This is a genomic window from Mesorhizobium sp. M7A.F.Ca.US.007.01.2.1 (assembly GCF_003998165.1).
Lineage (GTDB): Bacteria > Pseudomonadota > Alphaproteobacteria > Rhizobiales > Rhizobiaceae > Mesorhizobium > Mesorhizobium ciceri.
The window spans coordinates 36429-61960 of sequence record NZ_RZQP01000011.1 but is presented as its reverse complement, the minus strand read 5'-3'; the positions used below and the strand labels follow the sequence as shown (position 1 = coordinate 61960).

Genomic DNA, 25532 nt, shown 5'->3' with positions numbered 1-25532 from the left:
ATTGGAACGCCAGATGGCGCGCGGGAACTTGCCCGCGATCCGCTCGAGGTCGGCGAAAACGCGGTAGCGACGCTCGGCATGGAGCTGGTCGATCGCTTCCTCGAAAAACCGCTGATAGTTCATGTCGACTTTCCTTTGCCTGGTGAGCAATTGGTGGGGCCGCCGCACCACCTTCGCCGCCTGGAATTTGATCCAGCGGCGCAATTACAGTGCGGCGGCCCTTACCAAGTCTTGTTGCCTACATGACATATCGCTCAGCGCCCGCCCGCGTTTGCTCGCGGTTTCTTTCGCCGCACGTCATCGGCTACGCTCAACTTGGCAAGGATTAGACGTAGCCCGTTGCGGGAAAGGCCGACCTTGATTCATGTCAATATCGGAGAGCCTGAGATGTCTTTTTGCTCAATTTGAGATGAAGCGGTGCAACGAGCCGCTGCGCAGCACAGAACGCGTCACGCCGCCAAAGGTCATTTCCCTAACGCGGCTGTGCCCATACCCTCCCAGAACAATCAGATCAGCCGCAATTTCGTGCCCAATCCGCAGGAGCAGGTCCGCTTGCTCGGAGCCGCGCGCATCCAAAACTTCCGATCGCGCCTTCACGCCGTGGCGTGCCAGGAAGCGCTCGACATCGGCAACATTGTCCCGAGGCGCGGAGTTTCCCCGGTCCACGGAGACGACCACAACATTGCTGGCCTCGATCAAAAGGGGCATTGCGTCGACGACAGCGCGGCGCGCTTCCCGCGTGTCGTTCCATGCTATCAGGATGCTTGCAGCCCTGATCGGTGCAAAGGTTTCCGAGGCCACGAGTATCGGGCGGCCGGCTGCGAGGATGAGGCTTGCCGCATCCAGCAGTCGATGATGGTCGACGATCAGATCGACCGTCGGCGAGCCAGTTAGGATCAGGTCGGCGGCACGCGCATTGAGTGCAAGCTGGCGCGTGGGATTTCCTATTTCTCCGCGCCACGAGGCACGGTTGCTGCCGTTGACTGTGCTCAGGAATTCCTCTCTCAAGCAATTGAGGCGGCCCTCAATCTCCTCCACCTGACACCACAACGCCTTGGTCGCGGCCTGGTCATCGGTGCCGGTTGGTATGACAAAATGCGGCTCGGCTGCACAGAAGCCGATCAGATCGGCATCATGTCGTTGCGCAAGATCCCAGGCCATGGAGATGCGTGGCGCGGCGATGGTGTCCACGTCCAGTTGAACCATGATCGTTTTGAAAGCCATCGCTGCAGCCCTTTTTTTCGTCAGAGCGAGCTAGCCACGAAGAACGAACAACGACCTTGATGCGTGTCAAACGTGGGAACGACATCGGTGGCGCCCGATTGCATCTGTTGATCCGGATCAAGGACCCAGCGACGAATAGCGTTAGCGTCGTATGCTCGAACACTTTTGTTTGCACCCTCACAATGGAGTACCGATCATGCAGATCCGTCCCCAACCGTCGCAATTCGGTATGCAACTATTGCCGATGGTGGAGAATGGCCAGAAGGTCGTCTTCGCTGCGGCGTCTCTTCAGACGCATGCTTTCAAAGCAATGATGCGCTATCACATCGAAACGCTGGGGTTTCTGAAACATCGCTACGAGCAGGATGTAAAGCTGGCCGGTGACCTGATCGACGCTGAGTTCAACGACGCCTTCGACATCTTCTCCACTTTCCTGCAGAATGCGACATTGGAATACACAACCGAAGCCGGCAAGGTCGCGGGCCTGACCTCCAAGCTCGCGTCGGAAACGGCCAAGCGCGTGCGCGAGGAAACCAAAACCGCAATCGAGGACGCAGCGGCGAAGACAGCCGCGTAGATCGAAAGGCGGAGGCCTGGAACCATGAGCAGCCATATGTGCAGCGGGCGTCGCCGGCGGCGGTTTCGATGGGTTTGCGCACCTGCGGCGTTGCTGCTTGGATTCGTGCCTGCACAGGCCAACAGCCTGACGGAACGTGGCCAGGCATTGGTCGAGTTCAATTGCGCCCGCTGCCACGCCATTGGAAAAACCGATCAAAGCACCCATCCCGACGCGCCGGCGTTTCGCACCTTATCGAAGCGCTATCCGATCACGGATCTCGAGGAAGCCCTCGCCGAGGGCATTTCGACCGGCCATCCGGACATGCCCGAATGGGTTGCAAGCCCTGACCAGATCGAGGCGATAATCGCCTACATCAGCGGCTTGCAGCAGCCGTGATCGGGGCCATGGGCGCAACGGTCAACCGAACCAGACGGTCCGCTGCGCAGCCGATCGCGGGCCGTCAGAGCAACTCCAGACTGAGCTAGGGCAACATCCGGTCAGCAGCACGGAAGAACGACCGCGCGTGTGCCACAATCTGGGCCTCCGTAGGATGATCCGCCGTTTCAACACCGACGATGCGATCCTTCAAGTGCGCATGGTGGTCACGGATGTGCTTGGCCAGTTCATCTTTTGCCGATCCTGGTCCCACGATCAGCCATTCCTTGGCTGGCTCCAGGGCGTTGATCACATCGTGGTAGAAGGCATCGTCTTCGGGCGCTCGCTTGCCGTCGATGCTGCCTGCCTTGTTGTGGGTCTGATGATGCGCCAGCGTGGTGACAAGCCTCACGCGCTTCGGCTGTCTCACGGTTGAAGAAAAACACCTTGGCTTCGCGATGGTCGAGCCAAGCGACGGCATGTTGGGTCTGCATGTCTATACGTCCTTGAGTTATTGTTGATCAGCGCAATTGTCGGTGAGCCGTCGGCTGCCTCACGCGGATTGGAACTCCAGCGTTGCCAGGATCGAGCCGGGTTCGATGACGGCATCTGCTGTGGCGACAATCGTCGCGCGGCCACTTGCGGGCGCGACAACCTCGTGAAGCGCGTCTTCGACGCGAATTTCGGCTATTCGCTCGCCGGCCTTGATTGTGTCGCCGCTGGCAATGAACCAACGCTCCAGGATGCCCTCAGGCAACATGCTGGACGCCCATAGCGCTTCGTCGACCTTGATGTACTGCATGACAATCTCCTTCTGCTTCGCATGGTAGGCGCTTCGCCAAACTGGGCCTTGATCACGATCAAACAGCTGCGAGGATGCCAGCATGCAGACAGCGGCCGGCTGTTTTGCAACTCGCACAATGGCCGGGCTGGCATGGCCGGTCGCCAAGCGGCGCGCGCTTACCCCCTACACAACCAAATGATTGGACCTCGTCCGCTCGGAACGAGCGACGCGCATACTTGCCCCCAATCGCATCGCGCAATTTCAGAAATGATCCAGGTCAAAGTGCGCCGCGCTGTTTCCGTCAAAGCTAAGACAATGTGGAACTCTATCCTAAGCGCACCGTATGGTCGCGATCTCGAACTCGCCGTCGTCGACGAGGAGGGGACGCATGCGCTCGTATTTCCGTGCGTAAGGAGTCGAGAAGGCTGGAAGAACGCCACCACCGGCGCCCGTGTCGACATCCGGCCGACGCACTGGCGCGATTGGGAACCGGAGCAGGCTCAAGCCGGATTTGACAAACCTCTCGAAGGCTCTCCCTAGGGTCTGGATTCCACGATCAGCGCCATGCGCACAAGATGTGAAAGGCTGCCCGCGCCCATCTTGCTCATGACATTGGCGCGATGGATCTCGACTGTGCGCGGGCTGATTCCAAGGTCATAGGCGATCGTCTTGTTCGGCAGACCGGAAACAAGTCCATCCAGTACCTGCCGCTCTCGGTCCGACAAGCTCGACAGACGCGCGCGGATATCAGCAGACTGTGGATGCGCCGCGTTCGCCTCGTTCCGGTTGGCCAGTGCAGAGCGGATCGCTTGGATCAGCATCTCGTCGTCGAACGGCTTTTCGATGAAATCGGAAGCGCCTTCCTTCATGGCCTGAACGGCGAGCGCAACGTCGGCATGGCCCGTCATCACGATAACCGGAATTGTATGTCCGCCTGCTCTGAGCTGTCGCAGAAACTCTATGCCATCGATGCCCGGCATGCGGACGTCGGTGACGATGCAGCCGTCGAGACTGCTGGTCGCCGTCGACAGAAAAGCTGTAGCCGATTCGTGCAGGCGCACAGCGAAGTCTGCTGTGGCCAGAAGAAAACCGAGCGACTTGCGAACATCGACGTCGTCGTCGACCACGTGCACCAGATCACTGTCGGCCATTTGTGACCTCTTCTTTCTCTACGATGCGCAAGGTGAACCGGAACGCGGTCCCACCGGCCGGCACCGCCTCGGCCCATATGTGACCGCCATGCGATTCAACGATGGTGCGGCAAATGGAAAGGCCGACACCCATGCCTTGCTTCTTGGTGGTCACAAATGGCTGGAAAAGTTGTGCCGAAACCTCCGGCGCGAGGCCTGGGCCGGTATCGATCACGCTCACCTCGGCCATCCCATCTTCCCGGGCAGCGGTTGTGACTTTCAATTCGCGGCGCGGCGCATCCTGCATGGCCTCAACCGCGTTGCGCATCAGGTTGAGCAGAACCTGCTGAATCTGGATGCGGTCGGTCAAGACCAGTTCGGCGGACGGGTCGAGCTTGTAGCTGACGAGGAGATTCATCTCCCTTGCACCAACCAGGGCTAGGGACGCGGCTTCCTCTATCAGCACCGGCAGTCGTTCGACCTGTCGCTCGATTTCGCCCCTTGCCACAAAATCCCTCAGATGACGGATAACGTCTCCAGCTCGCAAGGCCTGCTCAGCTGCCTTTTCCACGGCATCCCGCAGCACGGGCGCATTCTTCTCCTCGCTGTGCTCGAGCAGCCGCCGGCTACCTTTCAGGTAATTCGTAATGGCGGTCAGCGGCTGGTTGATTTCATGAGCAAGCGTCGATGCCATCTCGCCAAGCGCGGTGAACCGCGCCATGTGCAGGAGTTCCTGCTGCTGTTCCTGTATTCGTGCTTCCGCGCGATGACGTTCGGTCAGGTCGCGGCAAAAGCCGGTAAAGAAGCGTCCGGTTCCCGGATGCATCTCGCCGACGGAAAGTTCCATCGGGAAAGTCGTGCCATCCTTGCGGGCCCCGGTGACGGTGCGGCCGAGCCCGATGATGCGGCGCTCCCCCGTCGTCAGGTACCGAAGCAGATAGGCATCATGCTCGTCGCGGTACGGCGCCGGCATCAGCATTTTGACGTTCTGTCCGATGACCTCGCCTGACTGGTAACCAAACAGCATTTCGGCAGCGGTGCTGAAAGATTGGATACTGCCTTGCTCGTCGATGACGACCATCGCATCGGGCACGGTCGCCAGGATTGAACGCAGATGATCTTCGCGCAACAGAAGCGCAGCATTGGCAAATGAGAGATCGCTGACATCCGTGCCTTCGATGAAGATGGCAGTAATTCGGCCGTCATCGGCCGTGATCGGCTGATAGACAACATCCAGGATACGCTCCTCAATTGGCCCATTGCTGTTGTTGCGGAAGCCGACCTTCACGCCTTTGCCGCTGTAGGTCTCCCCGGTTCGGTACACCCGATCGAGCCGTTCGAGAAATTCGTGTCTTTCGAGTTCGGGAAAGGCCTCGCGCGCCGATTTTCCAATAACTTGCCGGTCACCGATGAGGCGCTGATAGGCGGCATTGGTCAGCACGAATACATGGTCAGGCTCCCGTATCAGAGCCATGAACCCCGGCGCCTGATCGAACATTTGCGACAACAGGGATTTCAGTGTCGTCCCGCCGGGCGACAAACTGAGCGATTCGTCCTGGATCACCTGCGGTTCCTGGGCTCGAGGCACATGCAAGAAGGCCTAACTATCACTTCTCCGTTCAGAGGCAAAACGGATCGATTGCCAACGGTTTTCCCTGCAAATGCAATCGGCGAGCTCTTTGACGCGCATCAAGGAAGCATGCGCCCGCTGATGCAATTCATGAAGCATTCGAATTGCTGCAAGGAAAGGCGCGCACAGTGTCCTACAAGTCGATCATCGTGAATCTCGCCGCAGATCTGCCTCCGACCGCCATCGTAAAGGTGGGTATCGAGCTCGCGGAGCGCTTTGGATCCCATCTCATCGGGCTGGCGGCGGCAGATGTTCCGCCCTTGGTCGCGACCGGCGAAGGCATGGTCTACGAAGGCGAGGTGATGCAGATCGAGCGGACTGAGATCGAAAAGCGGCTTGCCGAATTGCGTGCCGAGTTTGAAAGCCTGGTTCCGGCTTCGATCACAAGCGAATGGGGACAAGCCGTCTGCAGCCCGACCAGGTTCCTAAGCACTTTCGCCCGGGTAGCCGACCTTATCGTGATCGCCGAATCGGGAGACAATGTGTTTCGCGCCGTCGATGTCGGCAGCCTGGCGCTCGGCATCGGCCGGCCAGTCCTGGTCACCGGAAACAATGTTGAACACATCCGCGCAAAAACGGTCCTGGTTGCCTGGAAGGATACCAGGGAGGCGCGAAGGGCGGTGGCGGATGCGTTGCCCTTCCTGGGCAAGGCCGATGAGGTTGTCGTCGCTACAATCGCGGCCAGAGGCGACGACAGCGTTCGTGACAGCCTCGCCGATGTCGCCGTCTATCTCGAGCATCACGGCATTGTGGCTGACACCGAACTGATAGCCGGTGAAGTCGACGGCGAACAGTTGTTGACATTGGCACGCTCTATCCGTGCCGACATGATCATCTCTGGCGCTTATGGCCACAGCCGCTTGCGCGAATGGGCGTTTGGTGGCGTCACCCGCACCCTGATCGAAGAGCGCAGCATCAACCGCTTCCTCTCATACTGATGGCACCGAACCTGGTGCCCCCTGGCGTGAACCAGCAAGCCGGCGCTACCGCCTCAGGTCCCTATTGGTCGATCACCAGCGACGAGCTGGTGCGAAGCCTGGCGACGTCCGTCACGTCGGGGTTGGCAGGGGCCGAGGCGGCCGCACGGCTCGTCTTGTATGGCGCAAACACGCCGGGGTCGAAGTCGCGCGCGTCGGCGCTTACCGTGTTCGCTCGTCAGTTCCGCAGCCCGCTTGTCCTGATCCTGATCTTCGCAGCCAGCGTTTCGGCCTTCGTCGGCGAAGGGCACGAGGCCGCAATCATCGGCGCGATCGTGCTCGCAAGCTGCGTTCTCAGCTTCACTCAGGAATATGGAGCATCGCGAGCGACAGAAGCCCTTAAACAGCGCATCTCGCGCAAGGCTGTCGTGCTTCGAGATGGGGTTGAATCCTCTGTTTCCGCTGAAGAAATCGTGCCGGGCGATCTCATCCGGCTATCAGCGGGAAACCTCATTCCTGCCGACGGCATAATCCTCGACGCACGAGACTTCAATGTCAGCGAGGCCGTGCTGACCGGAGAGACCTTCCCCGTCTTGAAGGCCGCGGGGCGATCTGACCCAGATGCCTCCGTCGCCCAACGCAACAATGCGGTTTTCACGGGCACATCCGTGCGTAGCGGGACTGCAACCGTGCTTGCGGCCGCAACCGGGGCCCGCACCGAATTCGCCTCGATTGCTGCGGCACTGGAGCGACAAATTCCGGAAACAGGGTTCGCCAGCGGGATCAGACAGTTCGGCTATCTGATGACCGAGATCATGCTGGCGATTGTCATCCTGGTGTTCTTCGCCAATTTGATGCTGCACCGACCGCTGATTGAATCGCTTTTGTTTTCGCTGGCACTGGCGGTTGGCCTCACGCCGGAACTGCTTCCGGCCATTATCAGTGTGACGCTGGCGCGAGGCGCTCGCGCCATGGCGGCCAATGGCGTGATCGTGCGCCGTCTCGACGCCATCGAGAACCTGGGCAGCATGGACCTGCTGTGCACCGACAAGACCGGCACGCTGACGGAAGGCGTGATCCACCTCGACGGTTGGCTCGATGTCGACGGCAATTCGTCAACCGATATCCTGCTTTGGGCACGCCTCAATGCAACCCTGCAAACCGGACTGAAGAACCCGCTGGACGAGGCGATCGCAGGTTCGCCGGGCGAGGGCGCTTCACTGGCCGCTTTCACCAAGGTCGACGAGATTCCCTATGATTTCATCCGCAAGCGCCTATCCGTTGTCGTGCGGACCAAGGATGCCGAAGACTTTCTGATCACCAAAGGCGCCGTGCAAAATGTCCTCGAAATCTGCGCCTTCATCCGCACAGCCAAGGGGTTGGAGCCCCTCGATGCAACGCACTGTGCGGCGATCGACGACAAATTCCGGCGCTGGAGCGCGGACGGCTACCGCGTGCTGGGCGTGGCGATCCGTCGATTTGAGACCCGGAAAACGTTTAGCAGGACTGATGAAATCGATCTCGCCTTCGCGGGCTTCCTGCTTTTCCTTGACCCGCCCAAGAAAGGCGTCAAGGAGACACTTGCCGAGCTCGCCCACCGCGGCATCGCGGTAAAGGTCATTTCGGGCGACAATCGCTACGTTGCCGCGCACCTTGCCCAGGCGGTCGGCCTACGCGCCGACAAGATCATGACCGGCGAGGCGCTTTCGAAATTGACCAAGAGCGCGCTGTTTGCAGGTGTTCAGCACACCGATCTCTTCGTCGAAATCGATCCCAACCAGAAGGAGCGCATCGTTCAGGCCTTGCGGAGCAGGGGGCGTGTGGTTGGTTATCTGGGTGATGGCATCAATGATGCGCCTGCTCTCCATGAGGCAGATATTGGCATCTCGGTCGACACCGCTGTCGATGTCGCGCGCGAGGCCGCCGACATTATCCTTCTCAAGCAGGATCTGGGTGTGCTGGTGCGCGGCGTAGACGACGGCCGCAAGACATTCGCCAACACTATGAAGTATATCTCCATCACCACCAGCGCCAATTTCGGCAACATGATTAGCATGGCTATTGCCTCGCTTTTCCTGCCTTTCCTGCCGCTCCTGGCAGCGCAGATCCTGCTCAACAATTTCCTTTCCGACGTTCCTTCTCTGGCGATCGCGAGCGACAATGTGGATCCAGACCAGCTGCGCCGGCCGCGCCACTGGGACATCCGTTTTGTGCGGCGGTTCATGATCAGCTTTGGCCTAGTCAGCTCGCTGTTCGATTTCGCCACGTTCGCGTTCCTGCTGTTCGTCGCTCACGCCACGGCGGCTGCCTTCCAGACCGGCTGGTTTGTCGAATCGTTGCTGACAGAGCTTGCGATCGTGCTCATTGTGCGCACACACGGAGCTTTCTGGGCAAGCCGTCCAAGCCCGTTGCTTGCCTGGCTTACGCTGGCTGTCGGGGTTGTTGCGATCACGATCCCCTATCTGCCGTTTGCTGCCTGGTTCGGCTTCGTGCCCCTGCCACTGCCCGTGCTTGCCGGGCTTGTCGCTATCACCGCGCTTTATCTCCTGGCCTCGGAGGCGACCAAGCGTTGGTTCTTTGGACCGGAGATCCGCCAGTCGCAGCGGAAGAGGGCGGGGCAGATGATCGATAGAGTCTCCAAACCTCATGCGGCCTACTCGAGGTTATAGGCCGGTGTGGGAGGCTTGAGGCGATGATGAAAAGAAGCGCGGGCATTCTGCCCTATCGCAGATCAAGCAATGGGCTGCAGGTGCTGCTCGTCCATGCGGGCGGCCCTTCCTGGCAAAGCCGCGATCTTGGCGCCTGGTCCATCGCCAAGGGCGAGTATGACGACAGCGAGCTGCCAGAAGCCGCGGCGCGGCGCGAATTCCAGGAAGAGACAGGTTGGGAGCCAAAGGGAGCCCTGCTCAATCTGGGAGAGTTGTGCCAGCGAAAGAGCAAAATCTTGCTTTCGCGCTGGAAGGCGATTTCGATACCGCCACGTTGCGCAGCAACATGTTTGAGATGGAATGGCCACGACGCAGCGGCCGCATGCAGTCATTTCCCGAGGTGGATCGCAGTGCATGGCTGGATCTGGACCTGGCCCGGGCAAACCTGCTTGCCGGCCAACGGCCCTTTCTAGACCGCCTTGTCGCTTCGGTTTTGCGCCACACAGCCTGTTGATCGAGATCAACGCCACCTGCCGCCAACATGGCAATGATGGCGAGTAGGCAGGACTGATCAATATGAGCCTTCTCGATTACCTGATTTCGGTCGACGCCAGAACGGCTCTGATGGGTCGCATGATGCGGACGGTCGGCGTCGACAAACATTTGAAGGTCGTGGCAGACCATGCGGCAGTCACCAATCGGGCAGTAAACCGCTGCCGTGCCTGCGGCCATCAGGACGAATGCATGACCTGGCTCGACGAACATCAGCAAGCCGAGAATCCGCCAGGCTATTGCCGTAACAGCGACCTGATCGCACGACTGCAGCACGTAGCCGGCCAACGGTAGTGCATCGAGCAGATCAGCCTTGAGGACGTTATCACTTCGGTGGACGATCTGGCACCAGGGCCAACCAACGCTCTTTTGATGGCGGGGTCGGTCAAACGAGCGAATGCGATCAAACTTTTAGCCGCTCAGGCATGCGGATACGGGATCGCATCCGCGTGCCGGTTGTCGCTGCGTCCACGGATGCCATTCAGATACTGAGGCTGGTTGCAGCCGGATGGCCGTCATTCGTGGGCTGCGCCTGGTGGCGAGCGCCGAGACTAACGTTTCCAAAAAAGGCGATGCCATTTCTGTTGCGGCGACCAGTGCCCTGACCCGAAGGCCTTATTTATTGCCTGGCTATCGTGCCGATGGACATCGAACTGCGGGCGCTGGGACTCTTCTGGATTACGCTGCTTGTGATGACAGCTGCCACAGGATCGTTGTGGCTGTTGCTAGGTCGGCGCTTCAGCGGAGGCAAAAGAATGGCAGAGAGAGTTACCGGCGCGGCGCTTGTTGCATTCGCCCTGCTGCTCCTTCGGCCATTGATCCTTCTAGTCGCGATCTGAGCGCAGCGAAGCGTAAGCGCTCACCTGTTTCGCTGCCGAGCTTTCCTCCGACGCAAGTTCAAGCTCTCTGGGCACAGCGGCTCGCGACACCAACCCGGCGTTGGTCGGCCAGCACTAAGAAACCAGGAGGACGGACACGGGATCAGCGCAGAAGAGACCATCCTCGACCGCTTTGACGCCGGAGACGTTTTCGGCCGCAACAATGGCCGCCTGGCGCTCACGTTCGTCGAAGATGGCACCGCTCAGTTTCACCACCCCGTTTTTCACCGTCACGTTGATCAGGTCCTTGCCGGCCCATTTCTTTGTCGCCAGCTCGGTCGTGATGTTCTGCCGAATCTCTTCGTCATCGATGGCTGAAGGCGTTGCATCTGGAAGGACGTTCAGCAATGCCCGCAGAAGATCAGAGCGGGTGATGATGCCGACGACTTTCCCGGCGTCGACAACTGGAACGCGTTTGACATGGTGACGCGTCATGAGCTCGACGACCTCGGCGAGCGATGCGGTAGGCGGTGCCGTGACGACATCTTGCGACATCACCTCCTCGATCCGTCGCCCGTTCGCGTGGGCATATTCATCGGCGGCCTTTCCGGGACTGACGAGAAACTCCAGCCAGCGCGAGCGCTTGCGCTGCGTGCCCAGTTCCCCGCGACGCAGGAAATCGCCCTCGCTGACGATCCCGACCAGGGTGCCGTCGTCGCGAATGACGGGAAAGCCGCTGATCTTTTTAAAGAGCATCAACCCGGCCGCCTCGGCGATCGATGCGGACGGGTCTATGCCGACGACCGGCTTGCTCATTATGGCTGCGGCTTGCATGTTCGCTCTCCGGAGTTTCTCAAAACCTCCGGCTTCTTAGGCTCCACATGCACGAAGCGCCTTGATCTGAATCATTTTGCCATCGAGGCAAATGGTCCAAAGGTTGGCTCGCAAGTGACGGGCGCGTTTCCGTTAGCCAGCGATCGCGGTCCTGGCGACATTCACGCCAAGTTCGTAGACAAGCAGTCCACCATAATAAGCCGTCGCAGTGACCAGAATTGCTCCGCAGATTTCAATCAAAGGGATGGCGATCGTTACAGCCCGAAACTCGCGATTCCGTACCCAAAGCGCGAGCCGCACCAGTCCCCAGATCAGGAAGGCAAAGGCAGTGATACCCCCCAGGCTCTCGTGGATTTCTGCGATATCGCTGCTGAAGCCGGCCGCTTCGGCGTGATCCAGGGCAAGACCGCCGAAGAACCAGGTCCCGATGGCGAACACTCCGGCAGCCAGGGCCACAAAAGTAGAGATCGTGCCGGCGCCCGATTTCCTGGTGACGGCGCTGCCGCCAGCCAGCGCCACAAGGTCGATAGCCGCAAGCGTGTAGATCAGGACGATAGGAAAATGAACAAGAATGGGGTGGATATGCTGAATGGGAACCACGAAAACTCTCCAGAAATTGGTAGGGACTTTGGACAATTGCCGGCCTTACGGCGAGCCTTGGCCCGACATTTGTGATCGTTATGTGCTGCGACGGGCCACGCACTGGCAACGAGAGATCTAGTCGTTTTCGTCGGCCTCATCGCCCTGCCGGTCGTCACACGCCTCGTCATCACCCCTGATGGCTTTCGGAGTGGTGGCATCCTGCATCGGGATGGCCTGCAGGTCGATCGGGCCGGACGGATCAACGGACGACGGCGCCCCACATGATCCATCGTCCGATTCAGCCGCCGCCGGCAGGGCAAAGATCGTGAGGCCTGCAAGTACTGCAAGGACAAGCATGGAATTGCGCATGGTCTGGTATCCTTCTCGGCGCGGCCATGATTGGACGCGACAATGCCTGATAGGGATCCTCTGCTTGCTGTGGGCTGAGGATGACTGACAGCAAATTGAAAGCTTCAATGTGCGACATGCCTTGCCGATGAAAAGCCTGTTGATGCGTTTGGCGGCGCTGGGGCTCGCTGGACTTGTCCTTGCCATGCCTCTCGCTGCCCACGCCGACGAGGACGATGACGGCGACCATGACCGGGCACGAGATTTGTACGAGCACGGCGAAATCAAGGGCCTTGCCGACATACTCGACGTTGTCCGTGCCAAAGCGCCAGGCGATGTCGTGGCGGTCGATCTCATCCGCAACGCCAATAGATGGGTCTACCGGCTCCAGGTCGTCGGTGCCGATGGCCGACGAAAGACCGTCGATGTCGACGCCGGTGCCGGTGTCGTCATCCACGATGGGGAGGGCGACTGATGAAGATCCTCCTCGCCGAAGACGAGCCCCGTATCGCTGCCGATATCGCGACCGCCCTCAAGGCGTCCGGAATGGCGGTCGATGTTGTAAAGGATGGTGAAGCCGCCTGGTTCGCGGGCGATGTCGAGACTTATGACGCAGCGATTCTGGATCTTGGATTGCCCAAGCTCGATGGCCTCACGATCTTGAAGCGGTGGCGGGCCAACGCCCGCCGGTTTCCGGTTCTGATCCTCACCGCAAGGGGGATGTGGACGGAGCGGGTCGAGGGCATCAACTCCGGTGCTGACGACTATCTTCCCAAGCCTTTTGAAATGGAAGAACTGCTCGCTCGGTTGCGCGCAATCCTGCGCCGCTCGGCAGGACAGGCGGCACCCGTTCTGAGGTCCGGCCCGCTGCTTCTGGACACGCGCCAGATGCGCATTTCGCTGCGCGGCATTCCCGTTTCCCTGTCGCCGCTGGAGTACCGGCTCCTGGCGTTTCTGATGCATCATGCAGGGCGGGTGGTGGCGCCGACCGAACTGGCTGAGCATCTCTACGATTCAGGCAACGACCGCGATCCGAACACGATCGAGGTGATCGTCGCGCGCTTGCGCCGCAAGCTCGGGAGTGGCGTCATCGAAACGCGGCGCGGGTTCGGGTATCTGATGCCCGATGATCCCGCCTGATGGGTAACTCTATCCGCTTCCGGCTGTGGTTGGCGGCAACCATCTCGATCCTTGCCGCGCTCGCCATAGCCGGCGCCGGCTTGCGCTATCTGTTCGAACTTCACGTCGAGCGGCGCGTTGTGGGCGAGTTGACGGTCGACCTCAACGAGCTAATCGGCGCAACGACCTTCACAAGCGATGGCCGCCTTGTCGTGACCCCAGTGCTGACCGACCCGCGGTTTGCCAATCCGCTGTCCGGTTACTACTGGCAGGTGGAGGACGACGCCAACGGCAGCCTCGAGCGTTCGCGATCATTGTGGGACGCCAAGCTGCTCCTGCCTGCCCGGAGCGCAAGTGGTGGGCAGCGAACGGTCGAGGAGTTCACGGGTCCGGGCGGAGAACTCACTATTGCGGTCGAGCGTACGATCATCGATGCCGGAGGCCGGTCCTTCCGTGCCATCGTGGCGGAAGATCATCGAACCGTTGAAGTATCTGTAAGCGAATATGTTCGTGATCTCGCTCCGGCTCTCCTGATGCTAGCTGCAGTTCTCATGGCCGCGTTTTTCATACAGATCACCATCGGCCTTGCACCGCTGGAGACCTTGCGGGTCGCCGTCAGAAGCGTGATTGCGCAGCGATCAGCGCGGCTCGATGTGGTGGCACCGAGCGAGGTGCAGCCGCTCGCTGACGAAATCAATCGCCTTCTCGATGCCCAGGAGAAGGCTCTCGCTCGGGCGCGCTCGCGCGCTACCGATCTGGCGCACGGCCTCAAGACGCCGCTGCAAGTTCTTTCGGCCGACATCCGCGCGTTGAGAAAAAAAGGCGAGACGGATCTGGCCGAGGAGATCGAGAAGAGCACCGGCGCGATCCGCCGCCATGTCGAGCGGGAGCTCGCACGCGCCCGCCTCGCGCCCGGAGTCTCGGGCAAGGCATCCTGTGGGGTGTCGGACGTCGCGGCTGGCGTCGTTACCGTCGTCAAACGAACGCCAAGCGGCAAACAGCTTTCTTTCACTATGGGGGTCGCGGAAGATCTGATGGCGCCAATCGACGAAGGCGACCTGTCGGAAATCCTCGGCAATCTGGTCGAGAACGCCGCCCGCTACGCAAAGTCGTCAGTCCGTGTCGATGCCTCCGCAACCGCCGGCGAGGTAGTCGTCACTGTCGCCGATGATGGTCCAGGCATACCTGATGCCGATAGGGAGTCCGCCTTGTCGCGTGGCGTCCAGCTCGACAGCAAGGGCGGTAGCAGCGGCTTAGGCCTGGCCATCGTTTCCGACATCGTCGAAGCCTATGGCGGACGCCTTGCCATGGCCAACGCCGATCCGGGTCTGGTCGTGAGCATTTCCTTGCCGCGACACATCTGAGCGTGCTTCAGGCAAAACCCGGGAAGTAGTCGACCTTTATCTTCGAACGGCGAACGCCCATGGCCAGGAGTTTCTGACGCAGCGCCTTGACCATCGCTTGCGGGCCGGAAATGTAGAAGGTGCGCTCGAGATAGTCGGGCATAGTCAGACGTATCAGGCGCTCGTCGATGTAGCCGGGGTACTGCCCGCGCTCGCCCCCTTGCGCCACAGCATGGACCGTTTTGATGCCAAGTTCCTGCCTGGCCGCGCCAAGCACGTCCCGATATGCGATGTCCTGCTGTCCCTCGGTTCCGTAGAGGATGACGATCGGTCGCCGCTCCTTGCGGTCGAGTAGATATTGCAGCATCGACCGGAATGGCGTGATGCCGATGCCTCCGGCCAGGAACGCGATCTTGGTTTCGCGCCGGGCGGGCAGCGTGAAATTGCCGGCCAGTTGCGCGGCGTGGATCGTTCTGCCTGGCTTCATGGTCATCAGTTCGCGCTTGAAGGCACTTGATTGCGGGTAGAACTTGACGCCGAGACGGATCGTTTCCTCCGTCGGTGCCGAGGCCACCGTGAAAAAGCGTCGGTTGCCGCGATTGTCGGCACGATCGAGGCCAAGTGTCCATTCGAGATACTGGCCAGCCTCGAAGGCGAGCTTGCGCGGCGAGCGGAAGATGAAGTCAAAGCTGTCGACGGCCGATTGCTCGATGCGTTCCAGCGTCAGCACGAAGCGTCCCTTGGGACCCGCCGCATAGGCAAACAGGTTGCCGGCAAGCAGCGCCAGTTCCGGCGTGAAATATAACGAGGCGATATGGATGTTGGGAGCAAAGAGAAAGCCGACCATGGCGGCAAAGGCGATGCGCGGCCAACGCATCGTCGGTGCCGTCAGCGGCTCGGTCAGCATCACGAAGGCAAAAAACAGCAGCGGCGATGAACCCAAGGTCTCCGCAAGTGCGCTCCGATACTGCGATGGGTCGCTGGTTGCCAGAATCGTCGCAAGCGCCACGATCACAAAAGTCGATACAAGATCAAGCCGGCGCAATTTGCGGACAATGAGCATGCCGCCGACGAGCACGAGTGGAAGCAGAGTCAGATTGCCGCCAACCCACCAGGTGGCTGGCTGGTCGAGCAGCAACGCAGACAGCGCCACGCCCAGTGCAGCCGGATTGAAAAGGTGCTTCCGGCCGATGGCGAGAATGAACTTTGATGAAATCGCCCAGACGGAGGCGAACGCCACCGCCGCGATTCCCTTGATGTCCGTGGCGGCTACCGGATCGAGGATGAGCGCAAGGATGAGCGCGGTAATGTAGACAGACTCGTTGTTAGCTGGGACTGCAAAGATCCGCGCAAAGACCTTGTTGGTGAGCCAGCAGGCGGCCAGCGCCAAAGCCGTCGTGAAGGCGAGCGCAATCGGATCATGTGGCACGAGCTTGGCGAAGCCGAGCACGAGCGCGGCGCCGACCAGCGCCATCAAATAGTAGAGGACCAGTCTGTACATTGTCAGATGATCGAGAAAACGGTCGATGGTTTTGATCATGGCAGGCAAAGGGCTCCGAACCCGGTTGTCGGCGTGGCGCGGCCATTGGCGTCGACGAGATAGCCCTCCAGGCCAGGCATCTGCTCGATGAAGAGAATACCGTCCCGTCCCATGGCGAAGGCCGCGGTGGCAAAACGATCGGCTTCGAGCACATCGGCGCCGATGACGGTCAGGCTGACAATGTCCTGGATCGGACTGTCAATTGCATGCGGGTTGTAGATGTGTTGGCCCCGCACATAGGATCCGGAGGTCGCCAGCCCGCGACCGCGTGGATAGACGATCTTCACGATTTCGTCCGGGTTGAAGGGATTGCGGATGCCGACGCTCCAGTCATGGCCCGATGCATTCTTGCCGCAGGACTGGATATCGCCGCCCGCCTCGATGAAGAAATCCCTGATGCCGCTTCGCTGAATGATGGCTGCCGCGTTGCGAATGGCCCAGCCCTTCACGATGCCGGAAGGATCGATCGAACCGTCGGGCTTGCGAATATCGAAGTATCCATCCGTCTCCTCTTTCGTCTGTTTGGCAATGGCCAGCACTTCCATCATCTCGCCACTCCAGTCGACGACCGGAAAGTCGCCGCGGTTGATGGCCGCGATCTCGCTGTCGGCCCGGTATGTGCTGAAGCGCCGATCGATATGCTGGAAATAGCCGAAGACCGTGTCGATCAACCCATCGGCCGACGCGCCGCCAATGTCGACCGTGATGGGCATGCCCATCAAAATTCGCGTGTCGCGCATGGACCTACGACGACGCTTTCTTCAGCGCGCCGCGCAGCGACTGGATGAAAGCCCTGCTGGTCAGCGTCGCGCCCGAAATAATGTCGACATTGGCGCTCTGGGCGCTGATCGCTTCGTCACGCAGCATGGGCAGCGCCTGCCTGTTGATGTTGACAGAGGTGCGGCGATCGGAGGGATATTTGAGCACTTTCAGCGCCGTAAGCTGCCCGCTCTGTACGAGAGCCTGAATCTGGATGATGCCGTAGTAGGCATCGGCCGTGGGGCCGGTGTAGACGCCGTCAGCATAGCCATGTGCCGCGAGCTTCATCCCCACCCGGACGACACGCGCTGGCGTCTCTGGGTATGCCGGCCTCGGCTGCGGGACCGGTATGTAAACGGCGGGAGTTATGGCGAAGGAAGGTGCTCTTGGCGCAGGATCGGAGGCAGCCGAAGCCACTGGCTGAGCCGACGGCGTCGGCGACGGTTGTGGTGCCACCGGAACCACTGTCTGCTTGTCTGGATCATTTGGCCGTTCAGCGGGCACTGCTATGGCAGCCGTCGTTTCCCGGGCAATCGGGAGCCTTGTTCTGAACCGGGGATCGAGGGGCGCCGGCGAGGTGCTGAGCACCGGCAAAGCCGCAGCGGATGCGGGCTCTTTTGGCTGCACGGAAGGCGCTTTGACCGCGTCGGCCGGCAGCGCCTCGCCGAGCATATCGTTTGCCGGATCCTTGCCGGCCTGATCCCAGACATAAGCGCCAGAGGCTGCGATCACAAAAATCGACAAGGCAATCTGTTTCATCGGAATTGTGTTTCCAGGTTGATTTCTAGCACGGCGGTCCATCTGGTCGTCCGCTTCGGATGCAATATCCCACGACCAAGCTGACAACTGGCTGTCAGCCGAGGTCGAACGGCGAGGAGTCCGTGAAAGCGCAGGAGACAGGAATTGATTTGTCCCAGATCAAGATCGTCGCATAAGCAGCGAGGTAGGAAGGTTCTCTCAAGCGAGGTAGCTGCCTTATGAATGTTGCCAACGAGCCCGCCGGGTACACCGGAACCCAGATAGTGCTGCATTGGGCAATCGCGGTGCTGATCGTCCTGCAGCTTGTAATCGGCGAGGACATCAAGCCGGCTTACCGGGCGTTCTCGCGCGGCACCGAGCCGGCAGCTGGCGACATCTTCAGCGCCAACATTCATGTCTATGTCGGTCTGGCAGTATTGGTGCTGGCGATCTGCAGGTTTGCGCTACGTCTCAGGCATGGCGTGCCGGCGGCGCCGCCCGAAGAAAGCGTCCTGCTGAAGCGGATTGCCGCGGCCGCCCATTTCCTGCTGTATCTTTTCATCTTCGGGATGCCGATTACCGGGGCGCTGGCTTGGTACTTCAGCTTTCGGGCGATGGGCGAGATTCACGAACTCGCCAAGCCGGTGATCATCATTGTCGTCGGCCTCCATGCCGCAGCGGCGCTGTGGCAACATTTTCTATATGAAATCGGATGTTCTGGTCAGGATGCTGCGACCTGCTGGACGGCGCGCGCCGTGATCTCATGAGCCGCCTGCATGCCGAAAACCATCTCGTATCGCGCGTCGGCTGGCTGCGCGCCGCCGTGCTTGGCGCCAATGACGGCATCGTGTCGACGGCCAGCCTGATCGTTGGCGTGGCGGCGGCCAATGCCGCGGCGTCCAATGTTTTGGTGGCCGGCGTCGCCGGACTGGTCGCCGGTGCGATGTCCATGGCGGCCGGCGAGTATGTCTCGGTCAGTTCGCAGTCCGATACCGAACAGGCCGACCTTGCCCGCGAAAAGGGGGAACTGGCGACGCAGCCGGACTTCGAGCGACAGGAGCTTGCGGAGATCTATGTCAAACGTGGCCTGGAGCCAACGCTGGCCTTGCAGGTCGCCGACCAGTTGATGGCCAAGGACGCGCTCGGCGCCCACGCTCGTGACGAACTCGGTATTTCGGAGGTGACGACGGCCAGACCGATCCAGGCCGCGCTGACCTCTGCGGCGGCCTTTTCGGTTGGCGCGGCCATGCCGTTGGCGATGGTGCTTGTTTCGCCGGCCGTCTGGCTTGCCGCAACGGTGTCTGTTGCCTCGCTCCTGTTCCTGGCGGTTCTGGGCGCCATTGGGGCCAAAGCCGGCGGCGCCAATGTGTTGAGGGCAACTGTTCGCGTCACCTTCTGGGGGGCGCTGGCAATGGCGCTGACCGCCGGTATTGGTGCCGTCGTTGGTACTGCCATCTGACGGTCCTGCGACCTTAATCCCGGCCCTTCCCATGGGCGCTTGTCGTACCTCAAATAATCCCGCCAGGATTCAACGCCAGTTCTGTGAAGTTGCGAAAGCGCAACGAAGGCGGCGCGAGCGGGATATATCACGAGACTTCGCAAATCGCGGAGACCCCATCGTGAAGGAACTCAGTTCGATCAAGCGAGACATGGTCGTCGACGAGATCATGAGAAAATGGCCGGCAACGGTGGCAGTGATGCTGAGCCACGGGATGCTTTGCGTTGGCTGCCCGATCGGCACTTTCCATACCGTGGCCGAAGCATGCCGAGAACATCGGATCGACGAGACCCGCTTCATTTTGGACCTGGAATCGGCTGTTCGACGAGAACGGTGAGGATCACCTCTTGTTCCGGTTCTCGGCCAGAACCACAAGGCGATGCGCATCCTTCACGGTGACTTTCTGGCGCCCGCTGACGATGATTCCATTGTCTTCCCACTTGCTGAGCAGGCGGCTGACGGTGTGCAGCGTCGTTCCCGTCATCTCGGCAATATCCTGCCTTGAAATCGGGAAGTCGATTTCGATGCCGCTGTCGGTCTTTCGGCCGGTCTGGTTTGCCAACCGCAACAACGCATGTGCAACCCGCTGCTCCACCTGCTCCGTGGACATTTCGACCACCCGTGTCTGGGCCTCCTGCAGCCTGGTTCCAACCGTCCTGTAGATGGTTGCCCCAAACGCCGGAAACCGTCGCGCCAATTCCGGCCAAAGAGCGTTGGGCCAGGCCAGCACCACGCAGTCGACCGCCGCAACAGCGCTGGCGGGATAGGTCGTCCGGCCAAGCGCTGCGGCGACACCAAAGATCTCGCCTTCGCTGATGTATCTGGCGATGACCTGCTGCCCATCCGGCGTGGTGCGGACGACCCGTATGTGGCCAGAGATCAGCACGAAGAAGGATTGCGCCTCGGCCTCCTGCTCGAAGATCGTTGTGTCTTTAGCATAGCGTGACGATCGAGCGCCTTTGAGAATCTCGCTTTGCTCCTGGGGCGCCATCCCCTGGAAGAGCGGCAGCTGCGATATCAGCGATCGGTCCAGCGCAACCAAGCAGATTTCCTCACAGCGTACGGCACGCACCATTCGTGCGGCAAACCTTTCTTATCCCGAGTTTGCGCCAGCGCAAATTGTCCCCGGCCGCATCAGGCTAAATGGCATGGAACGGCGCAGTGCCGCGAAGACGAAACAAAGGACAAATCAATGAAACTCTCCATCCTCGCCGCCGCCGTCACCATCCTCGCGCTCGCCAGCGGCGCAAGTGCCGCAGAGCATGTAGTGCAAATGCTCAACAAGGGCGAAAAAGGCGCAATGGTTTTCCAGCCGGACTTCGTCCAGGCGGCTCCTGGCGACACCGTGAAGTTCGTACCGACCGACAAGACGCATGATGCCGAGTCGATCAAGGGCATGCTTCCGGATGGCGCCGAGCCTTTCAAGGGAAAGCCCAGCGAGGAAATCACTGTCACGCTGACGAAGGAGGGCGTCTACGGCGTCAAATGTGCACCCCATTACGGCATGGGCATGGTCGCACTGATCGTTGTCGGCAAGCCGGTCAACCTCGATGCCGCCAAGGCGGTCAAGCACGCAGGCAAAGCAAAGACGGTGTTCGCCGATCTGTTCACTCAGATTCCCGCCAACTGACCAGCAATCGACTACAGCCATCCCTGCTCCATGAAAGGGTAGGTGCGGGCCGGATGGACCGAGGACGGCGGTTCATCCGGCCCTGCTCGTTTGAAGGATGCAAATCATGGGAATTCCTCGCCATCGGGCCTACATCGGGCCTGCATTTCTTTCCTACGGGTTCAGGCCCTTCTTCTTCCTCGGGTCGCTTTATGCCGCGCTCTCAATTCTGCTTTGGCTGCCGGTGTATGCGGGCGAACTCGATGCTCATAGTGTTTTTGTTCCCGTCGACTGGCACATCCACGAGATGCTGTTCGGCTATCTGCCGGCGATCGTCACCGGGTTCCTGCTGACCGCCATTCCCAACTGGACCGGCCGGCTGCCCGTGCAAGGCCTGCCGCTGCTGGCGCTGGTTGTCCTGTGGCTTGCCGGACGCGCCGCTGTCTTCTTCTCGACGGATATCGGCTGGGAAGCAGCGGCTGTGATCGATGGCTCTTTTCTGCTTGCGGTCGCAGCGGCGGCGGCACGCGAGATCGTCGCCGGACGCAATTGGCGCAATCTCAAGGTGCTGCTGCCGCTTGGCGTTCTGGCGGGCGCCAACGGCGCGTTCCACATCGAGGCACCTTCAAGGCACATCGGCCATCAGCCTCAGGCTCGGCATGGCTGCGGCGATCATGCTCATCTCGCTGATCGGTGGGCGCATCATTCCAAGCTTCACCCGTAACTGGCTCGTGCGCGAAAATCCGGGCAGGCTGCCGGCCCCATTCGAGCGTTTCGACATCGCATCGCTTGTCATCTCAGGCATGGCGCTGGCAGCGTGGACGTTCGCTCCCGACCACCGCGCGTCAGGAACGCTTATGGCCGTCGCCGCAGTCTGCCAGGCGTGGCGTCTGTCGCGCTGGGCCGGCGAGCGCACACTGCGGGATCCGTTGGTGCTGGTTCTCCATCTTGCCTATACCTTCGTGCCGGTCGGTCTTGCCTTGGTCTCGGCGTCGATCTTCTTTCCCGATGCCGTACCGGCGGCGGCAGGACTTCACGCGCTCGGCACTGGTGCGGTAGGTTCAATGACGCTTGCCGTGATGATCCGCGCGACGCTTGGGCACACCGGGCAAAAGCTCAAGGCCGGGAAAGGCGCCTTGTTCATCTTCGTGGCCGTCCTTCTCGCGGGATCATTTAGAATCCTGGCCGCCTTCTTGCCCTATGACGTGGTGATCGACATGGCCGGCACCGCATGGGTGGCGGCATTTGCCGGCTTCACCCTGATCTACGGAACCGCATTGATGACGCCAAAGGCACGGTGAGGCGACGGGGAGAGCAGGTGACAGTCGAAACGCGATGGAACAGCCGCTGCTCTTTTTTCACGCAATGCCGAGGTGGCCGAGGAAACGGTTCGCCCACCCTCGATGGTCCCGGACTAGCCTGAATCCAAGATTGTCGGGAGGCGTGCCAACAGCACAGCCTCCGCTTTTCCCGTCGCTGACGAAGTTCGACATGTAGGCTCTGTGAAGCCCTTCAAGGACGTGGACACCGCAATTGTCGACGGAACTGGCAACACCGGTCCCATCCGCCGCCAACGTGGTGCGGACATAGCAGGTCGACGTCCACTCCCAGACGTTACCGGAAAAGTCGTAGAGGCCGCGCGAATTCGCTCCAAAAGAGCCACGGCTCCTGGGCAAGGGATCCGGTTTGCGATTGAGGTCCACCTCGGCCTGGTAGCTGGTGAGCCAACGCCTGGCAGGGTTGCTGGCATCGTTTTCGACACCCTCAAATTCTCCTGCGAACCGCTCCGCCGCGGCAAACGCCCACTCCTCATCGGACGGCAGCCGCCAGTCGTCGCCTGTCGCCTTCGAATACCATTGGGCGTAGGCATTGGCGTCGAGATAACTCACTCCGGTAACGGGAGCACCGGGCGCGATCGCGCGCGTCTCCTGTGCTGTCTGACAACCGCCAGCCGCAACACAGCTCGCATAGTCTGACACGCTGACCTGATAGGTCATGATTTCGATGGGTTCGTTGAACTGTCGGCTGAGCCGGGGATTTGATTGCGGGCGTCCATTCCTCAGGTACTCGCCCGGCAGGGGATAGGTGATCGAGCCAGGGTCCAAGGTGACTGTCGTGGCGGCAGAGTGGGGCGGTCGATGTCCGCTCCAGCCGATGTTGAGCCAGGACAAGCCCATTGGCACCGTCGCGGCCGCCATGGCGACCGAAACAACCTTCAGGGTGAAAGAAGACATGGCTTTTGTCCATGCCCGGACAGCATCGCCGTCCGGGCAAATTGGAGTGCCGTCAGTTGGTGGCGATGGGTTTAGGCGCCTCGACCTGTGTCATCAGGTCGTCGTCCCAATCGCCCTCGACCATGAAGTGAGCGGTCGCCCCGAGTTCCACGGCTTCGATCAGATTGTGGTTGACGTAAGCGTAGACACCGGGCTGCAGGAACGTATAGAGCGCCGAGCCCGCCGAGCCGCCACGGATGAACCAGGTTTCCAGGTCCTTAGCCGGCGGGTTGGCAAATTTTCCTTGTTCCCAAACATAGTCGCCGTGTCCACCGATGAGATGTGGTCGCGTATCGCGGTTGGCCTGTGAATGGACGATCAAGACGGTTTCGCCGACCTTGGCTTTCATGGCGTTGTCACCGGTCAGGGATCCGACCTTGCCGTTGAACACGACATGCGTCGGGATCAACCCGCGCATGACCTTGACGATGTCGTCGTAGCCGTCGCCGGCCGATTCGTAGCTCTTGAAATTGCCCTTCTCGTCGCGCGGAATATAGAAGTCGCTCTCGCCGATGTAGAAGATCTTGTCGTATTTGACCGGCTCGCCCTTGTCGTTCCTGAGTCCGTCGCGCGGCAGCACCATGATTGCGCCATTCATGCCGGAGACGACATGCCAAGGGATCATCGGACCACCAGGGGCGCAGTGATAGACGAACGTTCCCGTCCGCGTCGCCTTGAAGCGCAAGGTCACCTGTTCGCCGGGATTGATCAGCGTGAGACCGCCGCCGCCCAGAGCGCCGGTCGCGGCGTGAAAGTCGATGTTGTGGGCGAGTGAGTTGGTATCGGGGTTGATGAGCGTCAGTTCGACATAGTCGTCCTGGTGCACGACCATCAGCGGGCCGGGGATCGAGCCGGCATAGGTCATCGCATTGAGCTTCGTGCCATCGGCGTCGATGACGACAGGCTTTTCCTCGATCGACATGGTGAACTCGAGGATCTTCGGTCCGCCCTCGGCGATCTGGTGATGCGGATGCACGAACGGCGGCGCCACGAGCTTGATCTTTTCCCGGGGGAGCCCCTGAATGTCTGCCTTTGTCACCGTTGCCGAAAATGCCGGCAATGCCGCCACGGCGGCAGCGCCAATGGCTGCTCCGAAAAGGGCCTCGCGTCGCGTGATCATGTCAGTCTCCTGTCTTTCTACCGTTGCGGATGAGTAGAAACTATCGGACCTGACGCAGCGTTTCTTTGCGCTGGCGCAAATTGGCGGATGTTAATCCCAGAAACAACAGCCCTCGGATTGCGTCAGCCTTGTGAGCCAAGTTTGATATGCTGCAGTTTTGGTGTCGCATCTTTCTGCAAGCCTGCGCAGTCACTGGCGGCTCTCTGAAGATCAGCCGCCGGTATCGTTCTGCAGATAGATTTGAGTTTGCAAGGTGGCCAAGCCCACCTCGACAGAGGGCAACGGCCATCGCATTTCCGTCAGTGCGCCTGCCGAGAGCGTGCTCGCCAAGCATGAAGGGCGCTACACGCCGCAGGAGGCGCCAACGGCCTCACATCCAAGCGATGTAGGAAGCGAGCAGAACCCGACAGGACTCTTCTTTGCGTCCCCGCTTTTCCGCAGCTACGAAACCATCATCACGGAGAGCGGATCTGTACCGAGGAAGAGGCTGTCCTTGACTTGCCCGACGCCGGCAACGTTCTCCGCTGCAACGATTGCAGCTTTCCGTTGACGCTCGTCGACAATCGCCCCGGTCAGTTCGACGACGCAGTCGCTGACCCTAACATCAATCAAGTCACCACCGGCCCACGATTGTCCCTGCAGCTCGGCAAGTATAGCCTTGCGGATCAGGTCGTCATCGGGTGGCGTGGTGCCCTGTTTCGACGTGGTGCGGATCAGGACACGTAGCAAATCAGTTCGCGTGACGATTCCGACGACCCTTTCCCGATCGACAATCGGCACATTGTTGATGCGGTGTTGCATCATCAAGTTTACAATATCAGCAATCGAGGCGCCTGGGCCGTTCGAGCGCGCATAGTCATCGGCGATTGTGCCCGGGCCAAGATCAAACTCCAGCCAGCGAGGACGCGCCCGCTCAGTTCCCAGTTCCTCTCGGCGCAAGAAGTCGCTTTTGCTTACAATGCCAACAAGGGCACCGTCGCTGCCCGTTACCGGGAGGCAGCTTATTTTGTTTGAGAGCATGAGCTCGACTGCTTCGGCAATCGTCGCGTTCGCATCCGTTGTGATGACTGGCTTCGTCATTATGGCTTCGGCTTGCATGCTCACCTCCTGATTTTTGTCAGACGACGATGGG

At 60.4% G+C, this 25532-nt stretch carries 30 protein-coding genes and 2 pseudogenes; 17 read left to right on the top strand and 15 right to left on the bottom strand.

The genetic code is table 11. The features are described from left to right. Positions 1–246 (top strand): hypothetical protein (locus EN949_RS35775; protein ID WP_164782471.1); only part of this gene is annotated, 246 nt, incomplete at its 5' end. Between the two features lie 153 nt (positions 247–399). Here EN949_RS35775 and EN949_RS03965 read toward each other — a convergent pair. Further along, complete coding sequence (locus EN949_RS03965) at positions 400–1224, bottom strand: universal stress protein (RefSeq protein WP_127366581.1); 825 nt, start codon at positions 1222–1224, stop codon at positions 400–402. Positions 1225–1420: 196 nt separating this feature from the next. Between EN949_RS03965 and EN949_RS03960 the strand changes: the two genes are divergently transcribed. Both EN949_RS03960 and EN949_RS03955 read left to right on the top strand, forming a co-directional pair. After that, the gene (locus EN949_RS03960) at positions 1421–1801 is read left to right on the top strand and encodes a phasin family protein (protein WP_127366580.1); all 381 of its coding nucleotides are present in this window, start codon (positions 1421–1423) and stop codon (positions 1799–1801) included. 105 nt (positions 1802–1906) lie between these two features. Then, a complete protein-coding gene (locus tag EN949_RS03955; protein ID WP_318011920.1) occupies positions 1907–2179 on the top strand; it encodes a cytochrome c in 273 nt (90 codons plus the stop codon). An 85-nt stretch (positions 2180–2264) separates the two neighbouring features. Here EN949_RS03955 and EN949_RS03950 read toward each other — a convergent pair whose 3' ends face one another. Continuing rightward, positions 2265–2639 carry a translational machinery protein gene (locus tag EN949_RS03950; RefSeq protein WP_127366578.1) on the bottom strand — a complete coding sequence of 125 codons (375 nt, stop codon included), beginning with the start codon at positions 2637–2639 and terminating at the stop codon, positions 2265–2267. 72 nt (positions 2640–2711) lie between these two features. Continuing rightward, the gene (locus tag EN949_RS36395) at positions 2712–3107 is read right to left on the bottom strand and encodes a lipoyl domain-containing protein (RefSeq protein WP_224619462.1); all 396 of its coding nucleotides are present in this window, start codon (positions 3105–3107) and stop codon (positions 2712–2714) included. Positions 3108–3209: 102 nt separating this feature from the next. Between EN949_RS36395 and EN949_RS03940 the strand changes: the two genes are divergently transcribed. Continuing rightward, positions 3210–3482, top strand: coding sequence for a hypothetical protein (locus tag EN949_RS03940; protein WP_318011919.1), 273 nt, complete (start codon positions 3210–3212; stop codon positions 3480–3482). Here EN949_RS03940 and fixJ read toward each other — a convergent pair. Together fixJ and EN949_RS03930 are read right to left on the bottom strand one after the other, a co-directional pair. After that, complete coding sequence (gene fixJ, locus EN949_RS03935) at positions 3479–4093, bottom strand: response regulator FixJ (RefSeq protein WP_127366577.1); 615 nt, start codon at positions 4091–4093, stop codon at positions 3479–3481. The genes EN949_RS03940 and fixJ overlap by 4 nt on opposite strands. Then, entirely contained in the window at positions 4080–5636 is a 1557-nt protein-coding gene (locus tag EN949_RS03930) for a PAS domain-containing sensor histidine kinase (protein WP_127371639.1), read from the bottom strand. The genes fixJ and EN949_RS03930 overlap by 14 nt, the downstream gene beginning before the upstream one ends. Before the next feature lie 194 nt (positions 5637–5830). On the opposite strand from EN949_RS03930, the gene EN949_RS03925 reads away from it, so the two are divergent. The 5 genes and pseudogenes from EN949_RS03925 (at position 5831) to EN949_RS36390 (ending at position 10658) form a co-directional block, all read left to right on the top strand. Then, the gene (locus EN949_RS03925; RefSeq protein WP_127367698.1) at positions 5831–6640 is read left to right on the top strand and encodes a universal stress protein; all 810 of its coding nucleotides are present in this window, start codon (positions 5831–5833) and stop codon (positions 6638–6640) included. Then, a complete protein-coding gene (gene mgtA / locus EN949_RS03920; protein ID WP_127371638.1) occupies positions 6571–9288 on the top strand; it encodes a magnesium-translocating P-type ATPase in 2718 nt (905 codons plus the stop codon). Before EN949_RS03925 ends, mgtA begins: the two co-directional genes overlap by 70 nt. A 23-nt stretch (positions 9289–9311) precedes the next feature. Continuing rightward, positions 9312–9781 (top strand): annotated as a pseudogene (locus EN949_RS03915) (NUDIX domain-containing protein). A 62-nt stretch (positions 9782–9843) separates the two neighbouring features. Then, positions 9844–10113 carry a DUF6455 family protein gene (locus EN949_RS03910; protein WP_127366127.1) on the top strand — a complete coding sequence of 90 codons (270 nt, stop codon included), beginning with the start codon at positions 9844–9846 and terminating at the stop codon, positions 10111–10113. 347 nt (positions 10114–10460) lie between these two features. After that, the gene (locus EN949_RS36390) at positions 10461–10658 is read left to right on the top strand and encodes a hypothetical protein (protein WP_224619451.1); all 198 of its coding nucleotides are present in this window, start codon (positions 10461–10463) and stop codon (positions 10656–10658) included. A 114-nt stretch (positions 10659–10772) separates the two neighbouring features. On the opposite strand, the gene EN949_RS03900 is transcribed toward EN949_RS36390, so the two are convergent. From EN949_RS03900 to EN949_RS03890, 3 genes are all read right to left on the bottom strand, one after another. Continuing rightward, positions 10773–11471 carry a CBS domain-containing protein gene (locus EN949_RS03900; protein WP_127366128.1) on the bottom strand — a complete coding sequence of 233 codons (699 nt, stop codon included), beginning with the start codon at positions 11469–11471 and terminating at the stop codon, positions 10773–10775. A 132-nt stretch (positions 11472–11603) separates the two neighbouring features. Further along, entirely contained in the window at positions 11604–12071 is a 468-nt protein-coding gene (locus EN949_RS03895; protein WP_127366129.1) for a DUF2231 domain-containing protein, read from the bottom strand. Positions 12072–12188: 117 nt separating this feature from the next. Continuing rightward, a complete protein-coding gene (locus EN949_RS03890) occupies positions 12189–12422 on the bottom strand; it encodes a hypothetical protein (protein WP_127366130.1) in 234 nt (77 codons plus the stop codon). A 142-nt stretch (positions 12423–12564) separates the two neighbouring features. Here EN949_RS03890 and EN949_RS03885 point away from each other — a divergent pair, with 142 nt between their 5' ends. The 3 genes from EN949_RS03885 to EN949_RS03875 all read left to right on the top strand — a co-directional run bounded on the left by EN949_RS03885 (position 12565) and on the right by EN949_RS03875 (position 14884). Beyond that, positions 12565–12876 carry a PepSY domain-containing protein gene (locus EN949_RS03885; protein WP_224619663.1) on the top strand — a complete coding sequence of 104 codons (312 nt, stop codon included), beginning with the start codon at positions 12565–12567 and terminating at the stop codon, positions 12874–12876. After that, positions 12876–13541, top strand: a complete 666-nt coding sequence (locus EN949_RS03880; RefSeq protein ID WP_127371637.1) for a response regulator transcription factor — start codon at positions 12876–12878, stop codon at positions 13539–13541. Before EN949_RS03885 ends, EN949_RS03880 begins: the two co-directional genes overlap by 1 nt. Before the next feature lie 80 nt (positions 13542–13621). Continuing rightward, on the top strand, positions 13622–14884 hold the full coding sequence (locus EN949_RS03875) for a HAMP domain-containing sensor histidine kinase (protein ID WP_224619447.1): 1263 nt from the start codon (positions 13622–13624) through the stop codon (positions 14882–14884). Between the two features lie 7 nt (positions 14885–14891). Here the strand turns inward: EN949_RS03875 and EN949_RS03870 are convergent, their stop codons facing one another. From EN949_RS03870 to EN949_RS36385, 3 genes are read right to left on the bottom strand one after another with little or no spacing between them, the layout of a single operon-like run. Continuing rightward, positions 14892–16403: an RnfABCDGE type electron transport complex subunit D gene (locus tag EN949_RS03870; protein WP_127366133.1), complete on the bottom strand. Its 1512-nt coding sequence runs from the start codon at positions 16401–16403 to the stop codon at positions 14892–14894. Then, complete coding sequence (locus EN949_RS03865; protein WP_224619445.1) at positions 16400–17122, bottom strand: FAD:protein FMN transferase; 723 nt, start codon at positions 17120–17122, stop codon at positions 16400–16402. The genes EN949_RS03870 and EN949_RS03865 overlap by 4 nt, the downstream gene beginning before the upstream one ends. A gap of 25 nt (positions 17123–17147) precedes the next feature. After that, on the bottom strand, positions 17148–17450 hold the full coding sequence (locus EN949_RS36385; protein ID WP_224619435.1) for an FMN-binding protein: 303 nt from the start codon (positions 17448–17450) through the stop codon (positions 17148–17150). A 689-nt stretch (positions 17451–18139) separates the two neighbouring features. On the opposite strand from EN949_RS36385, the gene EN949_RS03855 reads away from it, so the two are divergent. The 3 genes from EN949_RS03855 (at position 18140) to EN949_RS03845 (ending at position 19735) form a co-directional block, all read left to right on the top strand. After that, positions 18140–18667, top strand: a complete 528-nt coding sequence (locus EN949_RS03855) for a cytochrome b/b6 domain-containing protein (RefSeq protein WP_224619433.1) — start codon at positions 18140–18142, stop codon at positions 18665–18667. After that, on the top strand, positions 18664–19359 hold the full coding sequence (locus EN949_RS03850; RefSeq protein WP_127367687.1) for a VIT family protein: 696 nt from the start codon (positions 18664–18666) through the stop codon (positions 19357–19359). Before EN949_RS03855 ends, EN949_RS03850 begins: the two co-directional genes overlap by 4 nt. 160 nt (positions 19360–19519) lie before the next feature. Beyond that, positions 19520–19735, top strand: a complete 216-nt coding sequence (locus tag EN949_RS03845) for a DUF1858 domain-containing protein (RefSeq protein ID WP_127367688.1) — start codon at positions 19520–19522, stop codon at positions 19733–19735. 3 nt (positions 19736–19738) lie between these two features. Here the strand turns inward: EN949_RS03845 and EN949_RS03840 are convergent, their stop codons facing one another. Beyond that, positions 19739–20440 (bottom strand): Crp/Fnr family transcriptional regulator, encoded by a 702-nt coding sequence (locus EN949_RS03840; protein WP_127371314.1) that lies wholly within the window; start codon positions 20438–20440, stop codon positions 19739–19741. A gap of 150 nt (positions 20441–20590) precedes the next feature. Between EN949_RS03840 and EN949_RS03835 the strand changes: the two genes are divergently transcribed. Next, positions 20591–21028 carry a pseudoazurin gene (locus tag EN949_RS03835; protein ID WP_127365827.1) on the top strand — a complete coding sequence of 146 codons (438 nt, stop codon included), beginning with the start codon at positions 20591–20593 and terminating at the stop codon, positions 21026–21028. A 106-nt stretch (positions 21029–21134) separates the two neighbouring features. After that, a pseudogene (locus EN949_RS03830) lies at positions 21135–22308 on the top strand (NnrS family protein). 57 nt (positions 22309–22365) lie between these two features. Here EN949_RS03830 and EN949_RS03825 read toward each other — a convergent pair. The 3 genes from EN949_RS03825 to EN949_RS03815 form a co-directional block, all read right to left on the bottom strand. Further along, the gene (locus EN949_RS03825) at positions 22366–23241 is read right to left on the bottom strand and encodes an SUMF1/EgtB/PvdO family nonheme iron enzyme (RefSeq protein ID WP_127365826.1); all 876 of its coding nucleotides are present in this window, start codon (positions 23239–23241) and stop codon (positions 22366–22368) included. Between the two features lie 52 nt (positions 23242–23293). Beyond that, complete coding sequence (nirK, locus tag EN949_RS03820; protein ID WP_127365825.1) at positions 23294–24400, bottom strand: copper-containing nitrite reductase; 1107 nt, start codon at positions 24398–24400, stop codon at positions 23294–23296. A 441-nt stretch (positions 24401–24841) separates the two neighbouring features. Further along, positions 24842–25498, bottom strand: a complete 657-nt coding sequence (locus EN949_RS03815; protein WP_127365824.1) for a CBS domain-containing protein — start codon at positions 25496–25498, stop codon at positions 24842–24844. Positions 25499–25532: the final 34 nt, after the last annotated feature.